At 72.7% G+C, this 19031-nt stretch carries 17 protein-coding genes; 4 read left to right on the forward strand and 13 right to left on the reverse strand.

Annotation, left to right across the window (positions count from 1 at the left end; all coding sequences use genetic code 11):
* Positions 1-126: 126 nt before the first annotated feature.
* The 7 genes from ACZ6BG_RS07990 to ureA all read right to left on the reverse strand — a co-directional run bounded on the left by ACZ6BG_RS07990 (position 127) and on the right by ureA (position 7824).
* Positions 127-1383 carry a TolB family protein gene (locus ACZ6BG_RS07990; RefSeq protein WP_468998423.1) on the reverse strand — a complete coding sequence of 419 codons (1257 nt, stop codon included), beginning with the start codon at positions 1381-1383 and terminating at the stop codon, positions 127-129.
* A 21-nt stretch (positions 1384-1404) separates the two neighbouring features.
* A complete protein-coding gene (locus ACZ6BG_RS07995) occupies positions 1405-2484 on the reverse strand; it encodes a TolB family protein (protein ID WP_468998428.1) in 1080 nt (359 codons plus the stop codon).
* Positions 2481-3569 carry a protein TolB gene (locus ACZ6BG_RS08000; protein ID WP_468998432.1) on the reverse strand — a complete coding sequence of 363 codons (1089 nt, stop codon included), beginning with the start codon at positions 3567-3569 and terminating at the stop codon, positions 2481-2483. Before ACZ6BG_RS08000 ends, ACZ6BG_RS07995 begins: the two co-directional genes overlap by 4 nt.
* A gap of 165 nt (positions 3570-3734) precedes the next feature.
* Positions 3735-4280 (reverse strand): TetR/AcrR family transcriptional regulator, encoded by a 546-nt coding sequence (locus tag ACZ6BG_RS08005; protein ID WP_469000130.1) that lies wholly within the window; start codon positions 4278-4280, stop codon positions 3735-3737.
* Between the two features lie 87 nt (positions 4281-4367).
* The gene (locus ACZ6BG_RS08010; RefSeq protein ID WP_468998436.1) at positions 4368-5390 is read right to left on the reverse strand and encodes an agmatine deiminase family protein; all 1023 of its coding nucleotides are present in this window, start codon (positions 5388-5390) and stop codon (positions 4368-4370) included.
* An 11-nt stretch (positions 5391-5401) separates the two neighbouring features.
* Positions 5402-7084, reverse strand: a complete 1683-nt coding sequence (locus ACZ6BG_RS08015) for an urease subunit alpha (RefSeq protein ID WP_468998439.1) — start codon at positions 7082-7084, stop codon at positions 5402-5404.
* A complete protein-coding gene (ureA, locus tag ACZ6BG_RS08020) occupies positions 7084-7824 on the reverse strand; it encodes an urease subunit gamma (protein ID WP_468998442.1) in 741 nt (246 codons plus the stop codon). Before ureA ends, ACZ6BG_RS08015 begins: the two co-directional genes overlap by 1 nt.
* Positions 7825-8009: 185 nt before the next feature.
* Here ureA and ACZ6BG_RS08025 point away from each other — a divergent pair, with 185 nt between their 5' ends.
* On the forward strand, positions 8010-9479 hold the full coding sequence (locus ACZ6BG_RS08025; RefSeq protein ID WP_468998446.1) for a cytosine permease: 1470 nt from the start codon (positions 8010-8012) through the stop codon (positions 9477-9479).
* A 222-nt stretch (positions 9480-9701) separates the two neighbouring features.
* Here ACZ6BG_RS08025 and ACZ6BG_RS08030 read toward each other — a convergent pair whose 3' ends face one another.
* Complete coding sequence (locus tag ACZ6BG_RS08030; protein WP_468998450.1) at positions 9702-10631, reverse strand: zinc-binding dehydrogenase; 930 nt, start codon at positions 10629-10631, stop codon at positions 9702-9704.
* A gap of 199 nt (positions 10632-10830) precedes the next feature.
* Here ACZ6BG_RS08030 and ACZ6BG_RS08035 point away from each other — a divergent pair, with 199 nt between their 5' ends.
* Positions 10831-11493, forward strand: coding sequence for a TetR/AcrR family transcriptional regulator (locus ACZ6BG_RS08035; protein ID WP_468998454.1), 663 nt, complete (start codon positions 10831-10833; stop codon positions 11491-11493).
* Positions 11494-11652: 159 nt separating this feature from the next.
* Here ACZ6BG_RS08035 and ACZ6BG_RS08040 read toward each other — a convergent pair whose 3' ends face one another.
* Both ACZ6BG_RS08040 and ACZ6BG_RS08045 read right to left on the reverse strand, forming a co-directional pair.
* Positions 11653-12759: a branched-chain amino acid aminotransferase gene (locus tag ACZ6BG_RS08040; RefSeq protein ID WP_468998458.1), complete on the reverse strand. Its 1107-nt coding sequence runs from the start codon at positions 12757-12759 to the stop codon at positions 11653-11655.
* 251 nt (positions 12760-13010) lie between these two features.
* Entirely contained in the window at positions 13011-14051 is a 1041-nt protein-coding gene (locus ACZ6BG_RS08045) for a 3-isopropylmalate dehydrogenase (RefSeq protein WP_468998461.1), read from the reverse strand.
* 176 nt (positions 14052-14227) lie between these two features.
* Between ACZ6BG_RS08045 and ACZ6BG_RS08050 the strand changes: the two genes are divergently transcribed.
* Positions 14228-15817, forward strand: coding sequence for a purple acid phosphatase family protein (locus ACZ6BG_RS08050; RefSeq protein ID WP_468998463.1), 1590 nt, complete (start codon positions 14228-14230; stop codon positions 15815-15817).
* A 51-nt stretch (positions 15818-15868) separates the two neighbouring features.
* Here the strand turns inward: ACZ6BG_RS08050 and ACZ6BG_RS08055 are convergent, their stop codons facing one another.
* Together ACZ6BG_RS08055 and ACZ6BG_RS08060 are read right to left on the reverse strand one after the other, a co-directional pair.
* Positions 15869-15997: a hypothetical protein gene (locus ACZ6BG_RS08055; protein ID WP_468998467.1), complete on the reverse strand. Its 129-nt coding sequence runs from the start codon at positions 15995-15997 to the stop codon at positions 15869-15871.
* 246 nt (positions 15998-16243) lie between these two features.
* Complete coding sequence (locus tag ACZ6BG_RS08060) at positions 16244-17215, reverse strand: LysR family transcriptional regulator (protein ID WP_468998471.1); 972 nt, start codon at positions 17213-17215, stop codon at positions 16244-16246.
* 201 nt (positions 17216-17416) lie between these two features.
* Between ACZ6BG_RS08060 and ACZ6BG_RS08065 the strand changes: the two genes are divergently transcribed.
* Positions 17417-18427, forward strand: coding sequence for an NADP-dependent oxidoreductase (locus tag ACZ6BG_RS08065; protein WP_468998474.1), 1011 nt, complete (start codon positions 17417-17419; stop codon positions 18425-18427).
* 40 nt (positions 18428-18467) lie between these two features.
* Here the strand turns inward: ACZ6BG_RS08065 and ACZ6BG_RS08070 are convergent, their stop codons facing one another.
* Positions 18468-19028 (reverse strand): GNAT family N-acetyltransferase, encoded by a 561-nt coding sequence (locus tag ACZ6BG_RS08070; protein WP_468998476.1) that lies wholly within the window; start codon positions 19026-19028, stop codon positions 18468-18470.
* Between the last annotated feature and the right edge of the window lie 3 nt (positions 19029-19031).

Raw genomic sequence — 19031 nt, forward strand, 5'->3', positions numbered from 1 at the left:
TCGGTTCTCGTGCTTGGTGCTTGGTTCTCGTGTCTGTTGCTTGGTTCTCGTGTCTGTTTCCGGGTTCCGGTGCGTGTTGCTTGGCTCCCGTGCCTGTAGGGAGTGCCGCATGGGCGCTTCTGGTTGCTAGCCGGACTGTCCGTCCTTCACTGTCCGCAGGAACACGTCCGACAACCTGTTCGTGTCTCCTGTCACCAGATCGGGCGACGCGGAGTCGAAGGCGACGACGCTGCCGTCGTCGTTGACCGACGGACGCCGGGCCGCCAGGTCGTTGCGCCCGCCGTCGACGTCCGCGCTGACCAACTGCGTCTCACCCGTGGCCAGTTCGCGCAGGAACACGGCGGGCACCCGGGCGGCCTTGCCCTTGCCCCTCACCGCCGAGACGTACGCGAGGTGCGTGCCGTCCGCGCCGAGCGCCGCGTCGTAGGTCGTCGCGCGCTTCGACTCGCCGCGCACCAGCCGGGTCGTGCCCGCGTCGAGGTCGCGCACGAAGACGTTGACGCCGCCGTTGCGGTCGCCCGCTGTGAGGTTGGAGGCGGTCGAGTCGAAGGCGATGTGGCGGCCGTCGCCGCTCAACGAGGCGCCGGACGAGCGGCCGTTGGCCGGGCCGCCGTCCCGGGCCGTGGATGCCTTCTCCAGGGTGCCGGTGTCCAGGTCGCGTACGTGGACGTTCCCCCCGGACTCGTACGCCACGTACCGGCCGTCGTAGCTGATCGAGGAGCGGTCGGCCCGCGCCGACGGCTCGCTGACGAGGCGGACCGTGCCGTCGTAGATGCGGTAGCGGTACACGCGCGGCTGCCCCGCGGTGCCGTCGGGGCCTTCGAGGGCGGCCGTGAACGACACCCACATGCAGTCGTCGCTCACCTTGGGCCGGGCCGCCCACGCGAAGGGCGTGCCCTCGAAGGACTGGCTGGCGCGGGAGACCTTGCCCACGGCGCGGTTGCGGACGTAGACCGTCGGGCGGGCGTCCGGGGCCGGTGTGGACGTGATGTTCGTGGCCTCGGAGACGAACGCGGTCATCCGGCCGTTCACGCACGGCGAGCCGCCGCGGGACGGGCCGTTGCCCATGCCGCGCGGGTACCCGGAGCTGATGGCGGAGTCGCCGAAGTACACGTCGGTCAGGCCGTTGGTGTCGCCCTCCCACACCGGCCCGGCCGTGGTGAAGGTGGGCCTGGCGTCGTACCCGGCGGACACGTCCTGTCCGTACGACGGCACTTGGAGCTGGGCGCCGTTCCTGTCCACGCTGGCCCGCACCGTCGTGGGCACGGCGGGATCCGGGGCGGCCTGGGCCGGTCCGGCGGCCGTCGCCGCGAGAACCGCGGCCGCCAGGAAAGCCGCGGTTCTCGCGGCCGTGCGTGTACTCGCCGTGCTTGCCTCGCTCATGAAGGTCCCCCGTGGGTGGGTTCAGCGGGTGTGGCGCAGGAAGATGTCCGTGCTGCCGTTCGTGTCGTCCGGCACCAGGTCGGTGGCGGCCGAGGTGAAGGCGACCGCGCGGCCCTTGGCGGTGACGGCTCCGGGCACGACGGCGCCGGGGCCGACGGGCGTGCGCCTGCCGGTGCGGACGTCGAGCAGGGTGAGCGCGGTGCCGTCCGCGCCCTCGGCCAGGACGGCGTGCCGCGCGTCCGGGCTCGCGGACTCGGCGGGCCTGTCGGCGACCTCGCGGGCCGCGCCCTTGCGCACGTCGTACGCGTACGTCCGGCCCCCGGCGACGAAGAGCGCGCTGCGGCCGTTCTCGGCGAGCTGGACGAACCCCGCCTCACCGAGGCCCTCGTCGAGCCGCGTCGTCGCCCCGGTCCTCCGGTCGCGGACGAAGAGGTCCGCGCCGCCCGCGCCCCGGGTCACATACGCGAGGAGCCCGCCGTCGGCGCTCAGGGACGCGGCCCCGAACCAGCTGTCGCCGCCGACCAGTTCGTCGGCTCCGGTGGCCAGGTCGCGCACGCGCAGGTTCTGGGCCGGGCGGAAGCGGTCGCCCGAGGTGTACGCGACCGTGCCGCCGTCGGGCGAGACGGCGCGGAGCAGGCCGGTGCCGTTGCCCGGCGCCCCCACGTTCACGTTCCGGCCCGTCTCCCGGTCGTACAGCATGGGCGCCGGGGACTTGGTGCCCGCCGTGTGACCGACGCGGCGGCCGTCGCGGCTGAGCAGCGGCGTGCCCCAGGAGGAGTCGCCGTCGTTCGGGATCCGGGTCAGCTCGCCCGTGACCCGGTTCTTCAGGACGAGGCAGGTGTACGTCTGCTGGTGGCAGCGCAGCCGCTCCGCCTTGGTGGCGAAGGCGACGTACCGGCCGTCGGCGCTGATCCCCGCTTCGAGGGAGCGCCCGTCGAGCTGCGCCCCGTCGCCCCCGGTGCTCACCCGCTCGGTGCGCGGCTCGCGCGGCGGCGCGTCCGCCGCGGCGGCCGAGAGGACCGCGCCGCTCAGGGCGAGGGCGAGGGCGGCGGTCGACAGCGTTCTCGCGCGTCTGCCGCCGCCCCGCCGGGCCGTGCTCACCCGCGCGTCCACTTGAAGACGTCGTTCAGGCCGTTGGTGTCGCCGGGCACGACGTCGGTCTCCGCCGAGGTGTAGACGACGGTGCGGCCCTTGGCGCCGACCGCGCCGGGGACGGCCGTGCCGGTGCCGACGACGTGCACGCGGCCGGTGCGCAGGTCGCGCAGGCGCAGCGTCGACGCGTCGTCGGAGTAGAGGAGGTGGCGGCCCTCGGGGCCGACGGCCTTGGCCCTGGTGCCGGAGAAGTGCCTGGCCTTGCCGGTGCGCAGATCGCGTACGTAGGCGCCGTTCGCGGAGTTCAGCACCACCGTGCGGCCGTTGCCGCTGATCTCGACGAGGGTGGACGCGGTGCCGTCGTCGACGCGCTTGAGGCCGCCGGTCCCGCGGTCGCGGACCCAGACCTGCTTGGTGCCGGAGTCCTCGTAGGCCACGTAGCGGCCGGTGTCGCTGATGGACGGGTTCACCATGTCGCGGGCGGCGTCGGGCGGGCCGTCGCTGACGACCTCGCGGGTATCGGTGGTCCAGTCGTAGACCTCGATCCGGTACGGGTCGGCGGGGTGCTGGGGGCGCAGGACGTACGCGACGTGGCGGCCGTCGGCGCTGATCTCGGACTCGCCGGAGCCCTCCTTGAAGCCCTTGGCGTCGACGCGGCGCTTCTCCCCCGTCGTCAGGTCCACCACGAACGCGTTGGTGGTGTGCGAGCCCCAGTCGAGGTACGTGGCGAACCGGCCGTCGTCGCTGACGCTCGGCGCGGTCAGGCTGTCCCGGATCCTGCTGACCTTGCGGGAGTCCTGGTCGCGGACGTGCGCGGAGCTCTGGGGCCGCGGGTAGGTGTCGGGCGTGAGGTTGGTGGCCGCGCTGCCGAAGGCGACGTGCCCGCCGTTCGTCGTGACGGTGGCGGCCCCCGAGGAGCCGTTGGCCTCGGTGCCGTCGGCGGCGACGCTGACGCGCTGCACGCGGGGCGCGGACCGCTCCGACGAGGCTGATGGGGCGGACGGGTCGGCCGCGAGCGCGGCCGACGGTAACGCGACGGCGGCGAGTGCGGTGGTGAGCGCGGCCGCGGACAGGGTACGTACTGCTCTGCGCATGATTCCCCCCGGAATCCCCTCGGCACGCCCGCGGTGCCTCCGGGCGCGCCTCCCCCGGCCCGGCGCCGAGGACCCACCGGGATACAAGCGCTTTCTCCCACGCCCCGCAATCCGCAGGAGTGCGTACAACCTGGACGGCCCCTCGCGCGTCCGTGGGCGAGGAAGCTACCCCTGCGGGGCGAGCGTTTCGTCCAGGAACTCCCTTGCGTGGGCGAGGACTTGGTCCCGTCCGGTGCCGCGCAGGCCGATCGCCACATGGATGGAGAAGCCGTCGAGCAGTGCCCGCAGGCGGGCCGCGTACCGGTCGGCGTCGACGGCACGGAACTCCCCGCGCGAGACGCCCTCGGCGAGCAGCGCGACCAGGTCGCGGTGCCAGGAGCCCTCGATGGCGGCCTGCCGGTCGCGCCCCTTCTCGTCCGCGTTCAGGGACCGGTTCCACACTTCGAGCCAGAGGGTCCAGTGCGGGTCGCGGTGCCCGACGGGGACGTAGAGGTCGACGTACGCGTCGAGGCGGGCGCGGGCCGGTTCCTGGCGGGCGAGCAGCCGTCCGCGCTCGGCGCCGAGCCGCCCCTCGCTCCACTCCAGGGTGCGCAGGAGCAGCTCGTCCTTGGAACCGAAGTAGTAGAGGAGGTGGCCGCTGCTCATGCCGACCTCGCGGCCGAGCGCGGCCATGGTGAGCTGTTCCAGGCCGCGGTCGGCGATCATCTCCATGGCCGTCGCGAGGACGTCCTCCCGCGGGGGCGCGTTCCTGCGTGCGCTGCGCGGGGCGCTCGCTTCGGCCACGTGGTACTCCGGCTGCTAGATCCTTGGCTGCTGCTGGGTGACGCAGTGGATGCCACCACCCCCGGCAAAGATCGTACGGGCGTCGACGAGCGTCACGGTCCGGCGCGGGAACAGCCGCCGGAAGATGCCCGCGGCCAGCTCGTCGTGCGGGTCGTCGAAGGCGCACAGGACGACGCCGCCGTTGCACAGATAGTGGTTGATGTACGAGTGGTCGACCCAGCCGTCGTCGTCGGCGAGCGCGGTCGGCGCGGGCACCTCGACGATCTCCAGGGCACGGCCGCGCGCGTCCGTCTGTCCCCTCAGTACGCCGACGACCTCGCGGCTGACCTCGAAGTCCGGGTGGGCCGGGTCCTGTTGGGAGTGCACGAGGACGACGCCGGGGGCGGCGAACGCGGCGACGATGTCGACGTGGCCGAGGGTGCCGAAGCCGTGGCCGGGGTAGTCGGCGGTGAGGCCGCGCGGCAGCCACAGGGCCTTGCGGGTGCCGATGCGGGCGTGCACCTCCGCCTCGACCTGCTCCCTGGTCCAGCCGGGGTTGCGTTCGGGGCCGAGTTGCACGGTGTCGGTGAGGAGCACGGTGCCCTCGCCGTCGACGTGGATGCCGCCGCCCTCGTTGACCAGCGGCGAGGAGTGCGGCTCGGCGCCCGCGAGGTCCGCGACATGGCGGGCGATCTTCGCGTCGTGCTCCCAGCTGGCCCACTCCTGCGCGCCCCAGCCGTTGAACGTCCAGTCAACGGCGCCGAGCCGGCCTGCGTCGTCGGTCACGAAGGTGGGGCCGATGTCCCGCATCCAGGCGTCGTCCAGCTCGCGCTCCACCAACTCGACGTCCGGGCCGAGGAGTTCCCCGGCCCCGGCGGACTGTCCGGGCCCGCAGACGACGGTGACCGGCTCGAAGCGGCGCACGGCGCGGGCCACCGCGGCCCAGGCGCGGCGGGACTCCGCGAGCGCCCCGGGGTCGTCGAAGGTCACGTTCGGCCCCGGCCAGGCCATCCAGGTGCGCTCGTGCGGCTCCCACTCGGCGGGCATGCGGAAGGTCATGGCTGCGGTCCTCACAGGAAGTACAGGCGGTTGAGGGAGACGGAGTCGGCGGGCGCCGAGCGGAGCGGGTCGCCGTCGAGGCTGACCAGGCCGGTGCGCTGGTCGACGTCGACGGCGCCGGTGCGGGAGTTCAGGCGCAGGTCGGCGGGGCCGATGCCGCGGGTGCCGCGGACGGCGACGCGGCGGCGCCGGGTGGGCATCAGGTCGTTGCCCTGCTCGACGGCGGCTCCGGCGACGAACGCGACGGAGATGTCGGCGGGGGTCGCGCCGTACGCGCCGAACTGCGGGCCGAGGACGAGGGGCTCGCAGGTGTCGGTGGCGGCGTTGGGGTCGCCGACGACGCCGTACGCCGGGAACCCTGACTTCAGCACCAGCTGTGGCTTCGCGCCGAAGAACTCCGGGCGCCACAGCACGATGTCGGCCATCTTGCCGACCTCGATGGAGCCGACCTCGTGCGCGAGGCCGTGGGCGAGGGCGGGGTTGATGGTCAGCTTGGCGACGTAGCGCAGCACGCGTCCGTTGTCGTCGTGCGGCCCGTCGCCCTCCATCGGCCCCAGCTCGGCCTTCATCTTCCCGGCCATGGCGAAGGTCCTGCGGACGGTCTCCCCCGCGCGCCCCATCCCTTGCGCGTCCGAGGACGTGATCCCGATGGCGCCGAGGTCGTGCAGGACGTCCTCGGCACCCATGGTCCCGGCGCGGATGCGGTCACGGGCCATGGCCGCGTCACCGGGCAGGTCGGTCTTCAGATCGTGGACGGACACGATCATGCCGTAGTGCTCGGCGACGGCGTCCCGCCCGAAGGGCAGCGTCGGATTGGTCGAGGAGCCGATGACGTTCGGCACGCCCGCCATCTTCAGCACGTTCGGCACGTGCCCGCCGCCGCACCCCTCGATGTGGAAGGCGTGGATGGTCCGCCCGTCGAGCACGCTCAGGGTGTCCTCGACCGACAGGCACTCGTTCAACCCGTCGCTGTGCAGGGCGACTTGGACGTCGTACTCCTCGGCGACCCGCAACGCGGTGTCCAACGCCCGCGTGTGCGCGCCCATGTCCTCATGCACCTTGAAGCCACACGCCCCGCCCTCCGCCAGCGCCTCGACCAACGGGGCCTGGTCGGAGGACGAGCCGCGCCCGAGGAACCCGATGTTGACCGGCCAGGCATCGAAAGCACTGAACGCGTGCCGCAGCGCCCACGGCGAGTTCACCCCCACCCCCCACACCGGCCCGAACTCCTGACCGATGACCGTGGTGACGCCCGAGGCCAGCGACGCCTCCATGATCCGTGGCGACAGCAGATGCACATGGGTGTCCACGGCACCGGCGGTGGCGATCAGCCCCTCACCGGACACGATGGAAGTCCCCGTCCCCACGGCCACATCCACCCCGTCCAGGGTGTCGGGATTCCCGGCCCGCCCGATGGCGTGGATCCGCCCCTCCCGGATCCCGATCGACACCTTCCGGATCCCCAGCACGGCGTCGATGACGAGCACATTGCTGATCACGACATCACAGGTCTCACGGACGGCGGCGGCTTTGAGGTGCAGCCCGTCACGGGCGGTCTTGCCGAACCCGGCCAGGAACTCGTCCCCCGCCGACTGCGCGTCGGACTCCACCCGCACCACAAGCCCGGAGTCACCGAGGACGACACGGTCCCCGGCACGCGGCCCATGCACGGAGGCGTACTCGTAGGGGTCCATCACTCGCCCTCCTCAGGGGTGCTCGCCGCGGCCTCGGGACGGCCGACCGCGGCCTCAGGAGCGCTCGCTCCGAGATAGCCGCAGGCCGCCGCCCTCCGCAGGGCCTCCTCCTTCGCGCCGGACGCGTCGAGCGGGCCGTCGACGAGCCCGGCGAAGCCGATGGCGACGCGCGCGCCGCCGATGGGCACGAGCCCGGCCTCGACGCGTTCGCCGGGGCCGAAGCGCAGGGAGGAGCCCGCCGGGACGGCGAGCCGCATGCCGTAGGCGGCGGCGCGGTCGAAGTCCAGGCGCGGGTTGGCCTCGAAGAAGTGGAAGTGGGAGGTCACGCTGACGGGCACGGTCGCGGTGTTGTGGACGGTGAGGGTGACGACGGGCTCGCGGTCCGGTGTGGGCGGGGCGGGCCGCAGCGCGCCGGGGGCGTCCGGGCCCAGCGAGCCGCCGCCGATCGGGTCGGCGACCACGGCGAGGCGCGACCCGTCGTCGTAGACGGCCTCCACGTGCACTTCGGTGACGACGTCCGCGACGCCGGGCAGCACGTCGTCGGGGCCGAGGACGGACCGCGCCCGCTCGATGGCCTCAGCGAGCCGGGCCCCGTCGCGGGCGGCCTCGCAGACGGTGTCGGCGATGAGGGCGGTCGCCTCGGGCACGTTGAGCCTGAGGCCGCGCGCCCTGCGGGCCCTGGCCAGTTCGGCGGCGCCGAAGAGCAGCAGCCGGTCGCGTTCCGTGGGGGTAAGGCGCACGCCGCCACTCCTCGCATCCGTGGGTCACCGGGTCCGGACCCGGACACTCCGGATCGACCACTTAGAACATCACTCTAAACGGCAATCTCCCGGATCGAAAGCATTGACGTGGGCGCAGCCCATCCTCCACATTGAACGGCACTCAAAAACCGAAGTCCGATTCGAGCGAGCGTCAGGGGCAGCCCATGCCGAGAGAACAGCGCGGAGTCGACACCATCCCCGAGGACGAACGCACCAGCGGGCCGCGGGACGTGGTCTCGATCCTCCTCGGCTCCAACCTCTGCCTCGGAGTGATCGTCTTCGGCTGGCTGCCGGTCTCCTTCGGGCTCGGCTTCTGGCAGTCGGCGAGCGCGGTGGTGGCGGGCACGCTGATCGGCACGGCGCTCACGGCGCCGCTCGCACTCGTGTCCCTGCGGACCGCGACGAACCTGTCGACGTCGTCGGGCGCGCAGTTCGGCGTCCGCGGCCGCCTCGTCGGCTCGGTCGTCGGACTGCTCCTGTCCCTCGGCTACACCGCGCTGACCATCTGGATCGGCGGCGACGTCATGGTCGGCACCCTGCACCGCCTGACCGGCCTGCCCACGGGCGGCCTCTCCTACAGCCTGGTGTACGCGCTGCTCACGGCGGCGACGGTGGCCGGGGCGGTGTACGGCTACGGGGTCCTGCTGCGCCTCTCCCGCATCCTCGCCGTCGGCATGACCGCCCTGCTCGTCCTCGGCGTCTTCGCGTACGCCCCCGACTTCAGCGCCTCGGCGCTGCCCGGCGCGGGCGGGTACGCGCTCGGCTCGTTCTGGCCGACGTGGCTCCTCGCGCTCGTCGCCGCGGGGCTCTCCGGACCCATCGCCTTCATCACCCTGCTCGGCGACTACACCCGCTACGTCTCACCCGCCCGGCACAGCCCCCGCTCCGTCCTGCGCGCCACCTGTCTCGGGCTGACCGCCGGGCTCCTCGTCCCCCAGCTCTTCGGCACCTTCACCGCCTACGCCGTCGGCGCGGCCCTCGACTACGCCGAGCCGCTGGTCTCGGCCGCGCCCGGCTGGTACCTCGTCCCGCTCCTGCTCGCCGCGTCCGCCGGGTCCGTCGGCAACGCCGGGCTGATGCTGTACTCCATGGGGCTCGACCTCGACGCGATCGTGCCGCGGGCCTCGCGGGCGCGGGCCACGTACACCGTGGCGGTGGTGGCCGCGGGGTGCGTCTTCGTCGGGCACTTCGCCTGGTCCGCGCAGGACGCGATGACCTCCTTCGTGCTGCTCCTCACGGCCGTCGGGACGCCGTGGGCCGTGATCACCCTCATCGGTTTCGTGCGCTGTCGCGGCGTGTACGACCCCGACGCCCTCCAGGTCTTCAACCGCCGCGCCCGGGGTGGGCGTTACTGGTTCCGGTCCGGCTGGCATCCCGGGGCCACCGGCGCGTGGGCCCTCGGTGCCTGCGTCGGGCTCCTCGCGGTGTCCCTCCCCTCCTGGGAAGGGCCGCTGCTGCCCCTCACGGGCGGGGTGGACTGCAGTTTCCTGTTGTCGGGGGTGGTGGGGGGTGCCGCTTACGCGATGTACCCCAACCCCGCCCCTTCCCGATCCCGGGGCTCCGCCCCAGACCCCGCTCCTCAAACGCCGGAGGGGCTGTCGCCCACCCACCCGCCCCACCTGTCCACGGACTGACCAACAGCCCGGCACCCACGGCCCCGCCCCACGGACACCTTCCGGCCTGTCCCGGCGAAGTTTCAGCCCGTCCGGCGATTGAGGACGAGGCGCGAAGCGCCGATCGGCGGTGCCCCCGTCCCACCCGAAGGGGACACCCACCCCCGGGGTCCAGGGGCGGAGCCCCCCGCGCGGCGGAGTCGCACATTGACACAGCAGGGAAGGGGCGGGGTTGGGGACAGCTCAGCGCAGCGTCAGCACGGCCTTGCCATGCAGCCTCCGCCCCCGCAGCGCCTCCACCGCCACCCCCACATCTCCCCAGGCCCCCCGCCATGCCTCCCCCGCGTCAAGCCGCCCCCCGGCAACCTCCCCGGCCAGCCACTCCAGATCCCGCCCGAGCCCCTCACACCCCAGCAGGAAGAAGCTCACGACCGCCCGATCGTGCCGCCCCTGGTCCCCGTACAGCACCCCGTGCGCGAAGTGCTCGTCATCCCCACCCGAGTGCCCCACCGAGACCAACACCCCACCAGCCGCCAACTTCTCGTACGCGGCGACCAGTTGCCGCCCACCCACAAGATCCACGACCCCGTCCAGGGGCACCTCGACCTCCCCGGGGTCACCCACGACGGCGTGCGCGCCGAGCCCCCGAAGCAACTCCCCCCGCGCACCCGGATCCCCGGTCGAGGCGACCACGTACGCGCCACCCCGCCGAGCCAACTGCACGGCGTACCGCCCGACCCCACCCGTGGCCCCGGTGACCAGGACCCGACGCCCGAGCAGGGGCCCCACCCGATGCAGGGCCCGCAGCGCGCTCGCCCCGGCGACGGGGATCGTACTGATGGCACCGAGGTCGGCCCCGTCCGGCACCACGCCCATGAACCGCGTGTCCACGGCGCGGAGTTCGGCCCAGCCGCCGTCGCCGCCGAGGGTCACCACGGGGGTGCCGACCGGGGGCCCGGAGCCGTCGGCGGCGGCCCGCTCGACGTGTCCGGCGGCGTCCCAGCCGAGGACGGTGCCGGGCGCGGCGCCGGGCACGACGCTCGCGACCTCACCGTAGTTGAGGGAGGTCGCGGCGACCCGGACGAGCGCCTGGTGCGGGCCGGGTTCGGGGTCGGGCGCGGAGCCGAGGCGGAGTCCGGCGGGGGCGGCGGGGTCGACGAGAAGAGCACGCATGACGAAGTCACCTTTCACAGGCAAGACAAAGCGGGGCAAGACAAAGCGGGGCACGACCGAGCGAGGTACCGCAGAGCAGGCCAAGGCGCAGCCGGGCAGGGCACGGCACCGTCGTCGCCCCGGACCGGGACGCAGCCAATAGTGCCACTCAGTGGCACAAGCCATCAAGCGGCATTGGCTACCGGGCTACACTCCCCGCATGGACACCGCCCGCCCCACCCCCCAGCTCCCCCTGCGCGAACGCAAGAAGCTCCGCACCCGCCAGGCCCTGGTCGACACCGCCCTGGAGCTGTTCACGGAGCGCGGCTTCGACGGCGTCACGCTCGACGAGCTCTGCGACTCCGTGGAGGTGTCCAAGCGGACCTTCTTCCGCACGTTCACCAGCAAGGAGGATGTGGCCTGCGCGCCGCTGCACGACCTGTGGACGGCGTTCCTCGAAGAGTTGGAGCAGGCGCGGCCGGAGGGCGGCCCGCTGCACGAGTTGCTGCGTGACACCCTGCTCACGACGCTCGACCGGATGCCCGGCGAGGAGTGGGCGCACCGGGTACTGCTCAGCCGCCGCCTCGCCGCGCGCAACCCGTCGATGGACGCGCACGGCCTCGCGTTCTGCGACCGCACCGGCCGTGCCGCCCTGGACATCGTCGTGCGCCGCTTCGACCTCGGCGGCACCCCGGACGACCCGGACCACCTTCGCGCGCACCTGGCCGTCGACCTGCTCGTGGCAGCCTGGCACCGCGGCCTGGACGCGTGGACGACCGGTGTGCCCGCACCCGAACGGGCCGCTCTCGCCGCCGCGTTCCGCCGCGCGAGCGCGGCCGTGCCGGAGAGCCTGGCGCTCACCGCGCACCCCGGACCGGCCTGACCGGACCGGCCTCACCGAACCGGACCCGCCTGACCGGACCGGCCTGAAACGACCCCGGAACGGCACGGAGGCCGGGTCCGGCAGGCGGACTGCCGGACCCGGCCTCCGTGGCCGGACGATCGAGGAAAGACGATCAGGGAAGGACGATCGAGGAAGGGCTCAGCCCAGGCGGTGCATCCACCCGTGCGGGTCGGCCGCGACGCCCCGCTGCACGTCGAGCAGCGCGTCCCGCAGCTTCATGGTGACCTCCCCGGGCGCGCCACCGCTCTGCGTCCACTCGCCGCGGGCGGACTTGACCGTGCCGACGGGCGTGATGACGGCGGCGGTGCCGCAGGCGAAGACCTCGGTGAGGGTGCCGTTCGCGGTGTCGGCCTGCCACTGGTCGATGGAGACGCGGCCCTCCTCGGAGGCGTAGCCGAGGTCGCGGGCGACGGAGAGCAGGGAGTCGCGGGTGATCCCGGCGAGCAGGGAGCCGGTCAGCTCGGGGGTGACGATCACCGGCTTCTCATTGGACGCAGCGCCGTACACGAAGTACAGGTTCATGCCGCCCAGTTCCTCGACCCACTTGTGCTCGACGGCGTCGAGGTAGGCCACCTGGTCGCAGCCCTTCTCGGCGGCCTCGGCCTGGGCGAGCAGGGACGCGGCGTAGTTGCCGCCGGTCTTGGCGTCGCCCATGCCGCCGGGGACGGCGCGCACGCGGTCCTCGGAGAGCCAGATGGAGACGGGCTTGACGCCGCCGGGGAAGTAGGCGCCGGCGGGCGAGGCGATGACGACGAAGAGGTATTCGTTGGCGGGCTTCACGCCGAGCCCGGCCTCCGTCGCGATCATGAACGGGCGCAGGTACAGCGACTCCTCGCCGCCGTGCGCGGGCACCCAGTCGATGTCCTGGCGGACCAGGGCGTCGCAGGCGTCGAGGAAGGTCTCGACGGGCAGCTCAGGCATGGCCATGCGACGGGCGGAGGCCTGGAAGCGCCGGGCGTTGGCCTCGGGGCGGAACAGGGCGACGGAGCCGTCGGGCTGGCGGTAGGCCTTCAGGCCCTCGAAGATCTCCTGGGCGTAGTGCAGGACGGTCGTCGCCGGGTCCAGGGAGAGCGGGCCGTAGGGCACGAGCTGGCCGTCGTGCCAGCCGCGGCCCTCCGTCCAGCGGATGGTCACCATGTGGTCGGTGAAGTGGCGGCCGAACCCGGGGCTGGCCAGGACCGCCTCGCGCTCCTTGGCGGAGACCGGGGTCGAGGAGGGCTTGAGCTCGATCGTGGGCGTCGTCATGGTTGCGTGTCCTTCACCGGTTTGTGTGTGACGGACCGCGCCGAGACCCGTACGCGCGCGTTCCTCGCGGCGTCCGGGCGTGCGCCGTTTCGCGGCCCCACGTTCGATTATCGCTCGCGGGACGACCTGGACGAAACGGCGGCCTGGGGCGGCCCTGGGTTCGATGGTGACACCCGGTGGCCGCAAACGAGAAGCCGCCGGGTGCTGGTGCGACCCGGCGGCTTGCTGTGACGGAGCTGGTAGCCGGCGGATCAGCCCGCTACGCGTACGGCGAGCGCGTCGCCGATCTCGTCGGTGGTACGAGTGGTGTCACCGCGTCCGCCGAGGTCGGCGGAGACGGCCTCCTCGACGCGGTTCGCCTCGTTGTCGTACCCGAGGTGGCGAAGCAGCAGGGCGACGGACAGCACGGTGGCGGTCGGGTCGGCCTTGCCCTGGCCCGCGATGTCGGGCGCCGAGCCGTGCACGGGCTCGAACATCGAGGGGAACTCGCGGCTCGGGTTGATGTTGCCGGAGGCCGCGACGCCGATGCCGCCGGAGACGGCCGCGGCGAGGTCGGTGATGATGTCGCCGAAGAGGTTGTCGGTGACGATCACGTCGAAGCGGGCCGGGTCGGTGACCAGGTAGATCGTGGCCGCGTCGACGTGGATGTAGTCGGTGGTGACCTCGGGGAACTCCTCGGCCACCTTGTTGAAGACGTTCGTCCACAGGTGGCCCGCGAAGGCGAGCACGTTGTTCTTGTGGACCAGCGTCAGCTTCTTGCGCGGGCGGGCCTGCGCACGGGCGAAGGCGTCCCGGACGACGCGCTCGACGCCGAAGGCCGTGTTCACGGAGACCTCGGTGGCGACCTCGTGCGGGGTGCCCTTGCGGATGGTGCCGCCGTTGCCGGTGTAGGGGCCCTCGGTGCCCTCGCGCACGACCACGAAGTCGATCTCGGGCTGGCCCGCGAGCGGCGTGGCCACGCCCGGAAGCAGCCGGGACGGGCGCAGGTTCACGTGGTGGTCGAAGGCGAAGCGGAGCTTGAGCAGGAAGCCGCGCTCCAGGACGCCGGAGGGGACCGAGGGGTCGCCGATGGCGCCGAGCAGGATCGCGTCGTGCTCCTTGAGGTCCGCGAGGTCGGCGTCGGTGAGGGTCTCACCGGAGGCGTGATAGCGGCGGGCCCCGAAGTCGTACTCCTTGGTCTCCAGCTTCACATCCTGCGGGAGGACGGCGTTGAGGACCTTGAGCCCCTGGGCCACGACTTCCTGGCCGATCCCATCTCCGGGGATCACTGCGAGATTGATGCTGCGAGACATGACGGCACCGTACTCCTCGTCCCATCCAATGACATTCCCTGTCCGCCATACGGACAGCCCTGGGGGCGGCCGACGGACGGCGGACGGCGGCTTCCGCGCGTGCGCCACCACATGGACACGCATCCTTCACCTGTACGTCCGGCCTGAGTTGGACGCCCCTGGGAAGTTCCCTGGTCATGGACACCCCCAACGTCGGGCTCCCGGACGAGCTCGCGAGCCGCCTGAGCATGCCGGAGCAGCACGAGTACCTGCGCGGGAAGTTCTCGCGCCGCAAGGTGCTCGCCAGTTCCTTCGCGACGGCGGGCGTCGCGGGCGGCATCGGCCTGCTCGCGGGCAGCTCGGGCAGCGCGTACGCCGAGCGCCCCACCGCCGCGTCCCCGCTCGCGGCCCCGCGCGGTCCGGTGCGGGTCGACGGAAAGCTGGTCGCGCCCTTCGGCCGCCATCTCGCGTTCGGCGCGGACCCGAAGACCCAGATGCGGATCTCCTGGCAGGTGCCGTTCGCGGTCAAGTCCCCTTACGTACGGGTGGGTCTGAAGCCCTGGGAGCTGAGCCGGAAGATCGAGGCGGAGGTGCGCGACCTGCACACGCCGTCCCTGTCGAAGAAGCTCCCGAAGGTCGAGCAGTACTACCTGCACGTGGCGCTCGACGGCCTGAAGCCGGGCACCACGTACTACTACGGCGTCGGCCACGACGGCTTCGACCCTGCGTCGCCGGAGCGGATGGCCACGCTCGGCTCGTTCCGCACGGCGCCCGCACGGCCGGAGAAGTTCGTCTTCACGGCCTTCGGCGACCAGGGCGTGAGCTACGAGGCGCTGGCCAACGACCAGTTGATCCTGGGCCAGAACCCGTCGTTCCATCTGCACGCGGGTGACATCTGCTACGCGGACACCACGGGCCACGGCAAGGAGGGCGACACCTACGACGCACGCGTGTGGGACCAGTTCCTCGCGCAGACCGAGTCGGTGGCGAAGTCCGTGCCGTGGATGGTGACGACCGGCAACCACGACATGGAGGCGTGGTACTCGCCGAACGGCTACGGCGGCCAGTCGGCCCGCTGGTCGCTGCCCGAGAACGGCTTCGACGCGAAGAACGCGCCGGGCGTCTACTCGTTCCGCTACGGCAACGTCGGCGTCGTCGCCCTGGACGCGAACGACGTCTCGTACGAGATCCCCGCCAACAAGGGCTACACGGACGGCAAACAGACCGCCTGGCTCGACAGGCGGCTCGGGCAGTTGCGCGCCGACGAGGACATCGACTTCATCGTGGTGTTCTTCCACCACTGCGCGTACTCCACGGCGACGCACGGCTCCGACGGCGGGGTGCGCGACGCGTGGCTGCCGCTGTTCACCAAGCACCAGGTGGACCTGGTGATCAACGGCCACAACCACGTCTACGAGCGGACCGACGCCATCAAGGGCGGCGAGGTCGGCAAGCCGGTGCCGGTCGGCGCGTCGACCGATCCGACGCGCGACGGCATCGTGTACGTCACCGCGGGCGGCGCCGGCAAGGACCTGTACAGCTTCCCGGTCGGGGTCGACGACAGCTACGAGGGCCACGAGAAGGACGAGGGCACGATCCTCACCTTCCACTGGACCAAGCTGCGCCTGCCCGATCCGGACACGGTGCGGTGGTCACGGGTGCGCTACACCGGCTTCTCGTTCCTCGCGGTGGAGGTGACGGCCGGGGCCGACCCGAAGCTCACGGTCTCGGCGCTCGCGGAGAGCGGCGAGCGCGTGGACCACTTCGAGATCAGGCGCGGCAAGTAGCGCGCCCCCTTTGGGCAGCGGCAGCGGCAGCGGAGAAGGGGCGGGCGGGGCTCAGTGCCCCGTCTCGCCGCCGTTGTCCCTGCGGTCGAGGGCCCGCTGGAGGGCGGCGGCGGCGTTCTTGCGCTCGGACTCGCTGGGGCGGACGGAATGGCGGACTCGGCGGGCGGTCGTCTCGGCCATGGGACATCGGCTCCTTAGATCGCATCCGGGAGTGCGGATCCACGTACGCACGGTCGTACGCGGAGAAGGGGGTTTCGAGACATCCCCCACTACCTAATGGGTGTGGGGGGACCCCCAGAGAAGCCGGGGAGCGCGGGCCGCAGGGTTCGCCTGCGCGGGGCCCGGCTCGCAGCCGCCAATCGCTTGATCGAGCGAGACGTTCGGCTCCTACAAAGCTAAGACAGCATCGCCCACTTGTCTCTACAGTTACTCGGACTTCCTACTATCTGAGACGGCTCTCACCGGGTCGGCCGACTCCGCTTCCGCTTCCGTGCGCTCCCGGAGCGCCCTCAGCTCCCGGATGAGGGCCCGGACGGCCAGCGATCCGGCCAGCTCAGGCGTGGTGACATAGCCCACGGAGCGCGTCGGCCGGTCGGCGCCGAGATCGGTGACCTGCACCGTCGGCGGCGCTCCGGTCAGGGACAGCGCGGGCATGATCGCCATGGCGTGCCCGGCGCTCACCATCGCGAGCACCGCCCCGTCGTCCTCGGTCTGCGTGGTCGCCCGCGGGATCCAGTCCTGGCCCGCCCACCAGTCGCGGGTGTACGAGGTGCAGTTCTCGGCCCAGTCCACGAGCGGCAGGGAGCGCGGGTCCGGGTGGCCCGCCGGGTGCACGAAGGAGTAGGGCTCCTCGACGAGTACGCCGCCGACCAGTCCGGGCGGGATCGGCGAGCTGGTGCCGATGGTCGCGATCCCGAGGTCCGCGCGGCCGTCGGCGACCTCGCCCGCGGTGCCGCGGCCCAGCTCGCGGACGACGCGGACCTCGGGCTCCAGGCCGGGGTGGCGGGCCCGCAGGTTCGCGAGGGCGGGCGGCAGCAGGTACAGGGCGGCGCTGCGGAAGGCGGCGATGCGCAGGGGGCCGGTGAGGGCGGGCGCCCCGGGGCCGTCGGCGGTGCTCGCGGCACGCGCGGCGCCCCGGGTCTCGGCGACGAGGGTCTCAAGGAGCCGCAGCACGCGGCGCGCGTGGGCGACGGCCCGCTCGCCCGCCGGGGTGGGCGTTGCGCCCTTGCGGCCGCGTTCGAAGAGCACCGCGCCGAGCTTGTGCTCCGTGCCGCGCACCGAGTGCGACACCGCCGACTGCGTGAGGCCGAGGTCCCGGGCGGCGCCGGAGAAGCTCCGGGCGCGCTCGACGGCGACGATGATCCGCAGTTCGTGCGGGGCGAGGTCGGGCTCGGCCACTGGTTCCCACCTGGTCTCTCTGATCCTGTCCGGCCCAGTCAGGTCGGGTCCGCCGCCGATCCGGCCCCGTCCGCTGCTGTTCCCGTCCTGTCCGGGCCCTCCGCCGAGCACCCTCTCCCATGAGGAGCGCTCATGCTTCGGCGCGTTCCATGAACCGAACCCTCTGCCGCTCCCCCGCATTCCCCGCTTACGGTCGGCTCCATGAACAGCATCTCCGGCGCCCCCGCCCGCACCGTCCACCAGATCGCCCGCCCGCACGGCTTCCCCACCCCCGACGACTTCGCGTTCGTGGAGTCCGCGGTGCCGGAGCCCGCGCCGGGCACGGCCCTGGTGGAGAACCTCTACTGGTCCGTCGACCCCTACCACCGCGAGATGATGGACGGCGAGTTCGCCCTGAACGCCCCGCTCGAAGGCCGCACCATCGGCCGCGTGACCGCCTCCCGGACGCCGGACATCGCCGAGGGCGAGATCGTCTTCCACCGGCAGGGCTGGCGCACCCACGCGGTGGTGACCCCGGAGGAGGTCCGGCGCCTGCCGCGCTTCGACGGGGTGCCGCTGTCGGCGTACATGAGCATCCTCGGCGGCACGGGCCTGACCGCGTACGTGGGCCTGACCCGGATCGCGAAGCTGCGCGCGGGCGAGGACCTGTTCGTCTCCGCGGCGGCGGGCGGCGTGGGGACGGCCACGGGGCGGCTCGCGCGGGTCATGGGCGCGGGCCGGATCGTCGGCAGCGCGGGCTCCCCCGCGAAGGTGGCGTATCTGACGGAGCAGGTCGGCTACGACGCCGCCTTCGACTACCACGCGGGTCCTGCCGTGGACCTGCTCGCGAAGGCCGCCCCCGACGGCGTGGACGTGTACGTCGACAACGTCGGCGGCGAGCAGTTGGAGGCGGCGATCGAGGGCCTGCGGGAATTCGGCCGGATCGTGCGGATCGGCACCGTCGCGCAGTACAACGCCCCCGAGCCGCTGTCCGCGCCCCGCAACCTCACCGAGATCGTGGAGAAGAGCCTGCGCATGGAGGGCTTCCACGTGCGCCACCACCGTCATCTGCAGGACGAGTTGTACGACTTCGTGGTGCCGCATCTGCAGAGCGGCCGGATCGGACTCGACGAGACGATCGTGGACGGCTTCGACCAGATCGTGACGGCGTTCCTGGGGATGCTGCGGGGCGAGAACGTGGGCAAGATGATCATCCGCGCGACGCCTGCGTAGCGGTACCGCGCGGCCGTCCCCCCCGCGGGCGGGCCGGGCCCTAGAACACGTCCCCGTCCCGCCAGTCGATGAGCAGTTCGTGGGCCGGGTCGAGGTCGGCGCCCCACAGCATCGGCGGGTCCTCGTCCGGCATGGAGACCGGGCCCTCGGGGCCGAGCGTGCCGACGCGTCCCGGCCAGGTCACCCAGCCGTGCGCGCGGTACAGCTTCTCGCCCTCGTCGGACGGCGAGAGGACGCCGAGGTCGTGGCCGCCGTCGATGATCCGCTCCAGGGCGCTCATCACCTGCCCGCCGAGGCCCTGGCGCTGCCGGTCGGGGCGCACGGCGACGTTCTCCACGTAACCGACGCGCAGGGAACGGCCGTTGTGCAGGACGCGCCGCTGGACGACACAGCCATGGGCGAGCAGCGTGCCGTCTCCGTCGTGCACGAGCGCGTGCATGCCGCCGAGCCCGTGCGCCCAGTCCTCGTCACTGAAGTCGCCGTCGAAGGCGAGGTCCATCAGGGCGCGGGCCGCGCGGAGTTCGGCGGCGGACAGGTCGGCGGTGTGGGCCGTGCGCGGCACGGCGTCGCCCGTGGGAAGGGAGTTGGCTGGGGTGATCACGGA

Source organism: Streptomyces sp. NPDC041205 (genome assembly GCF_055591765.1).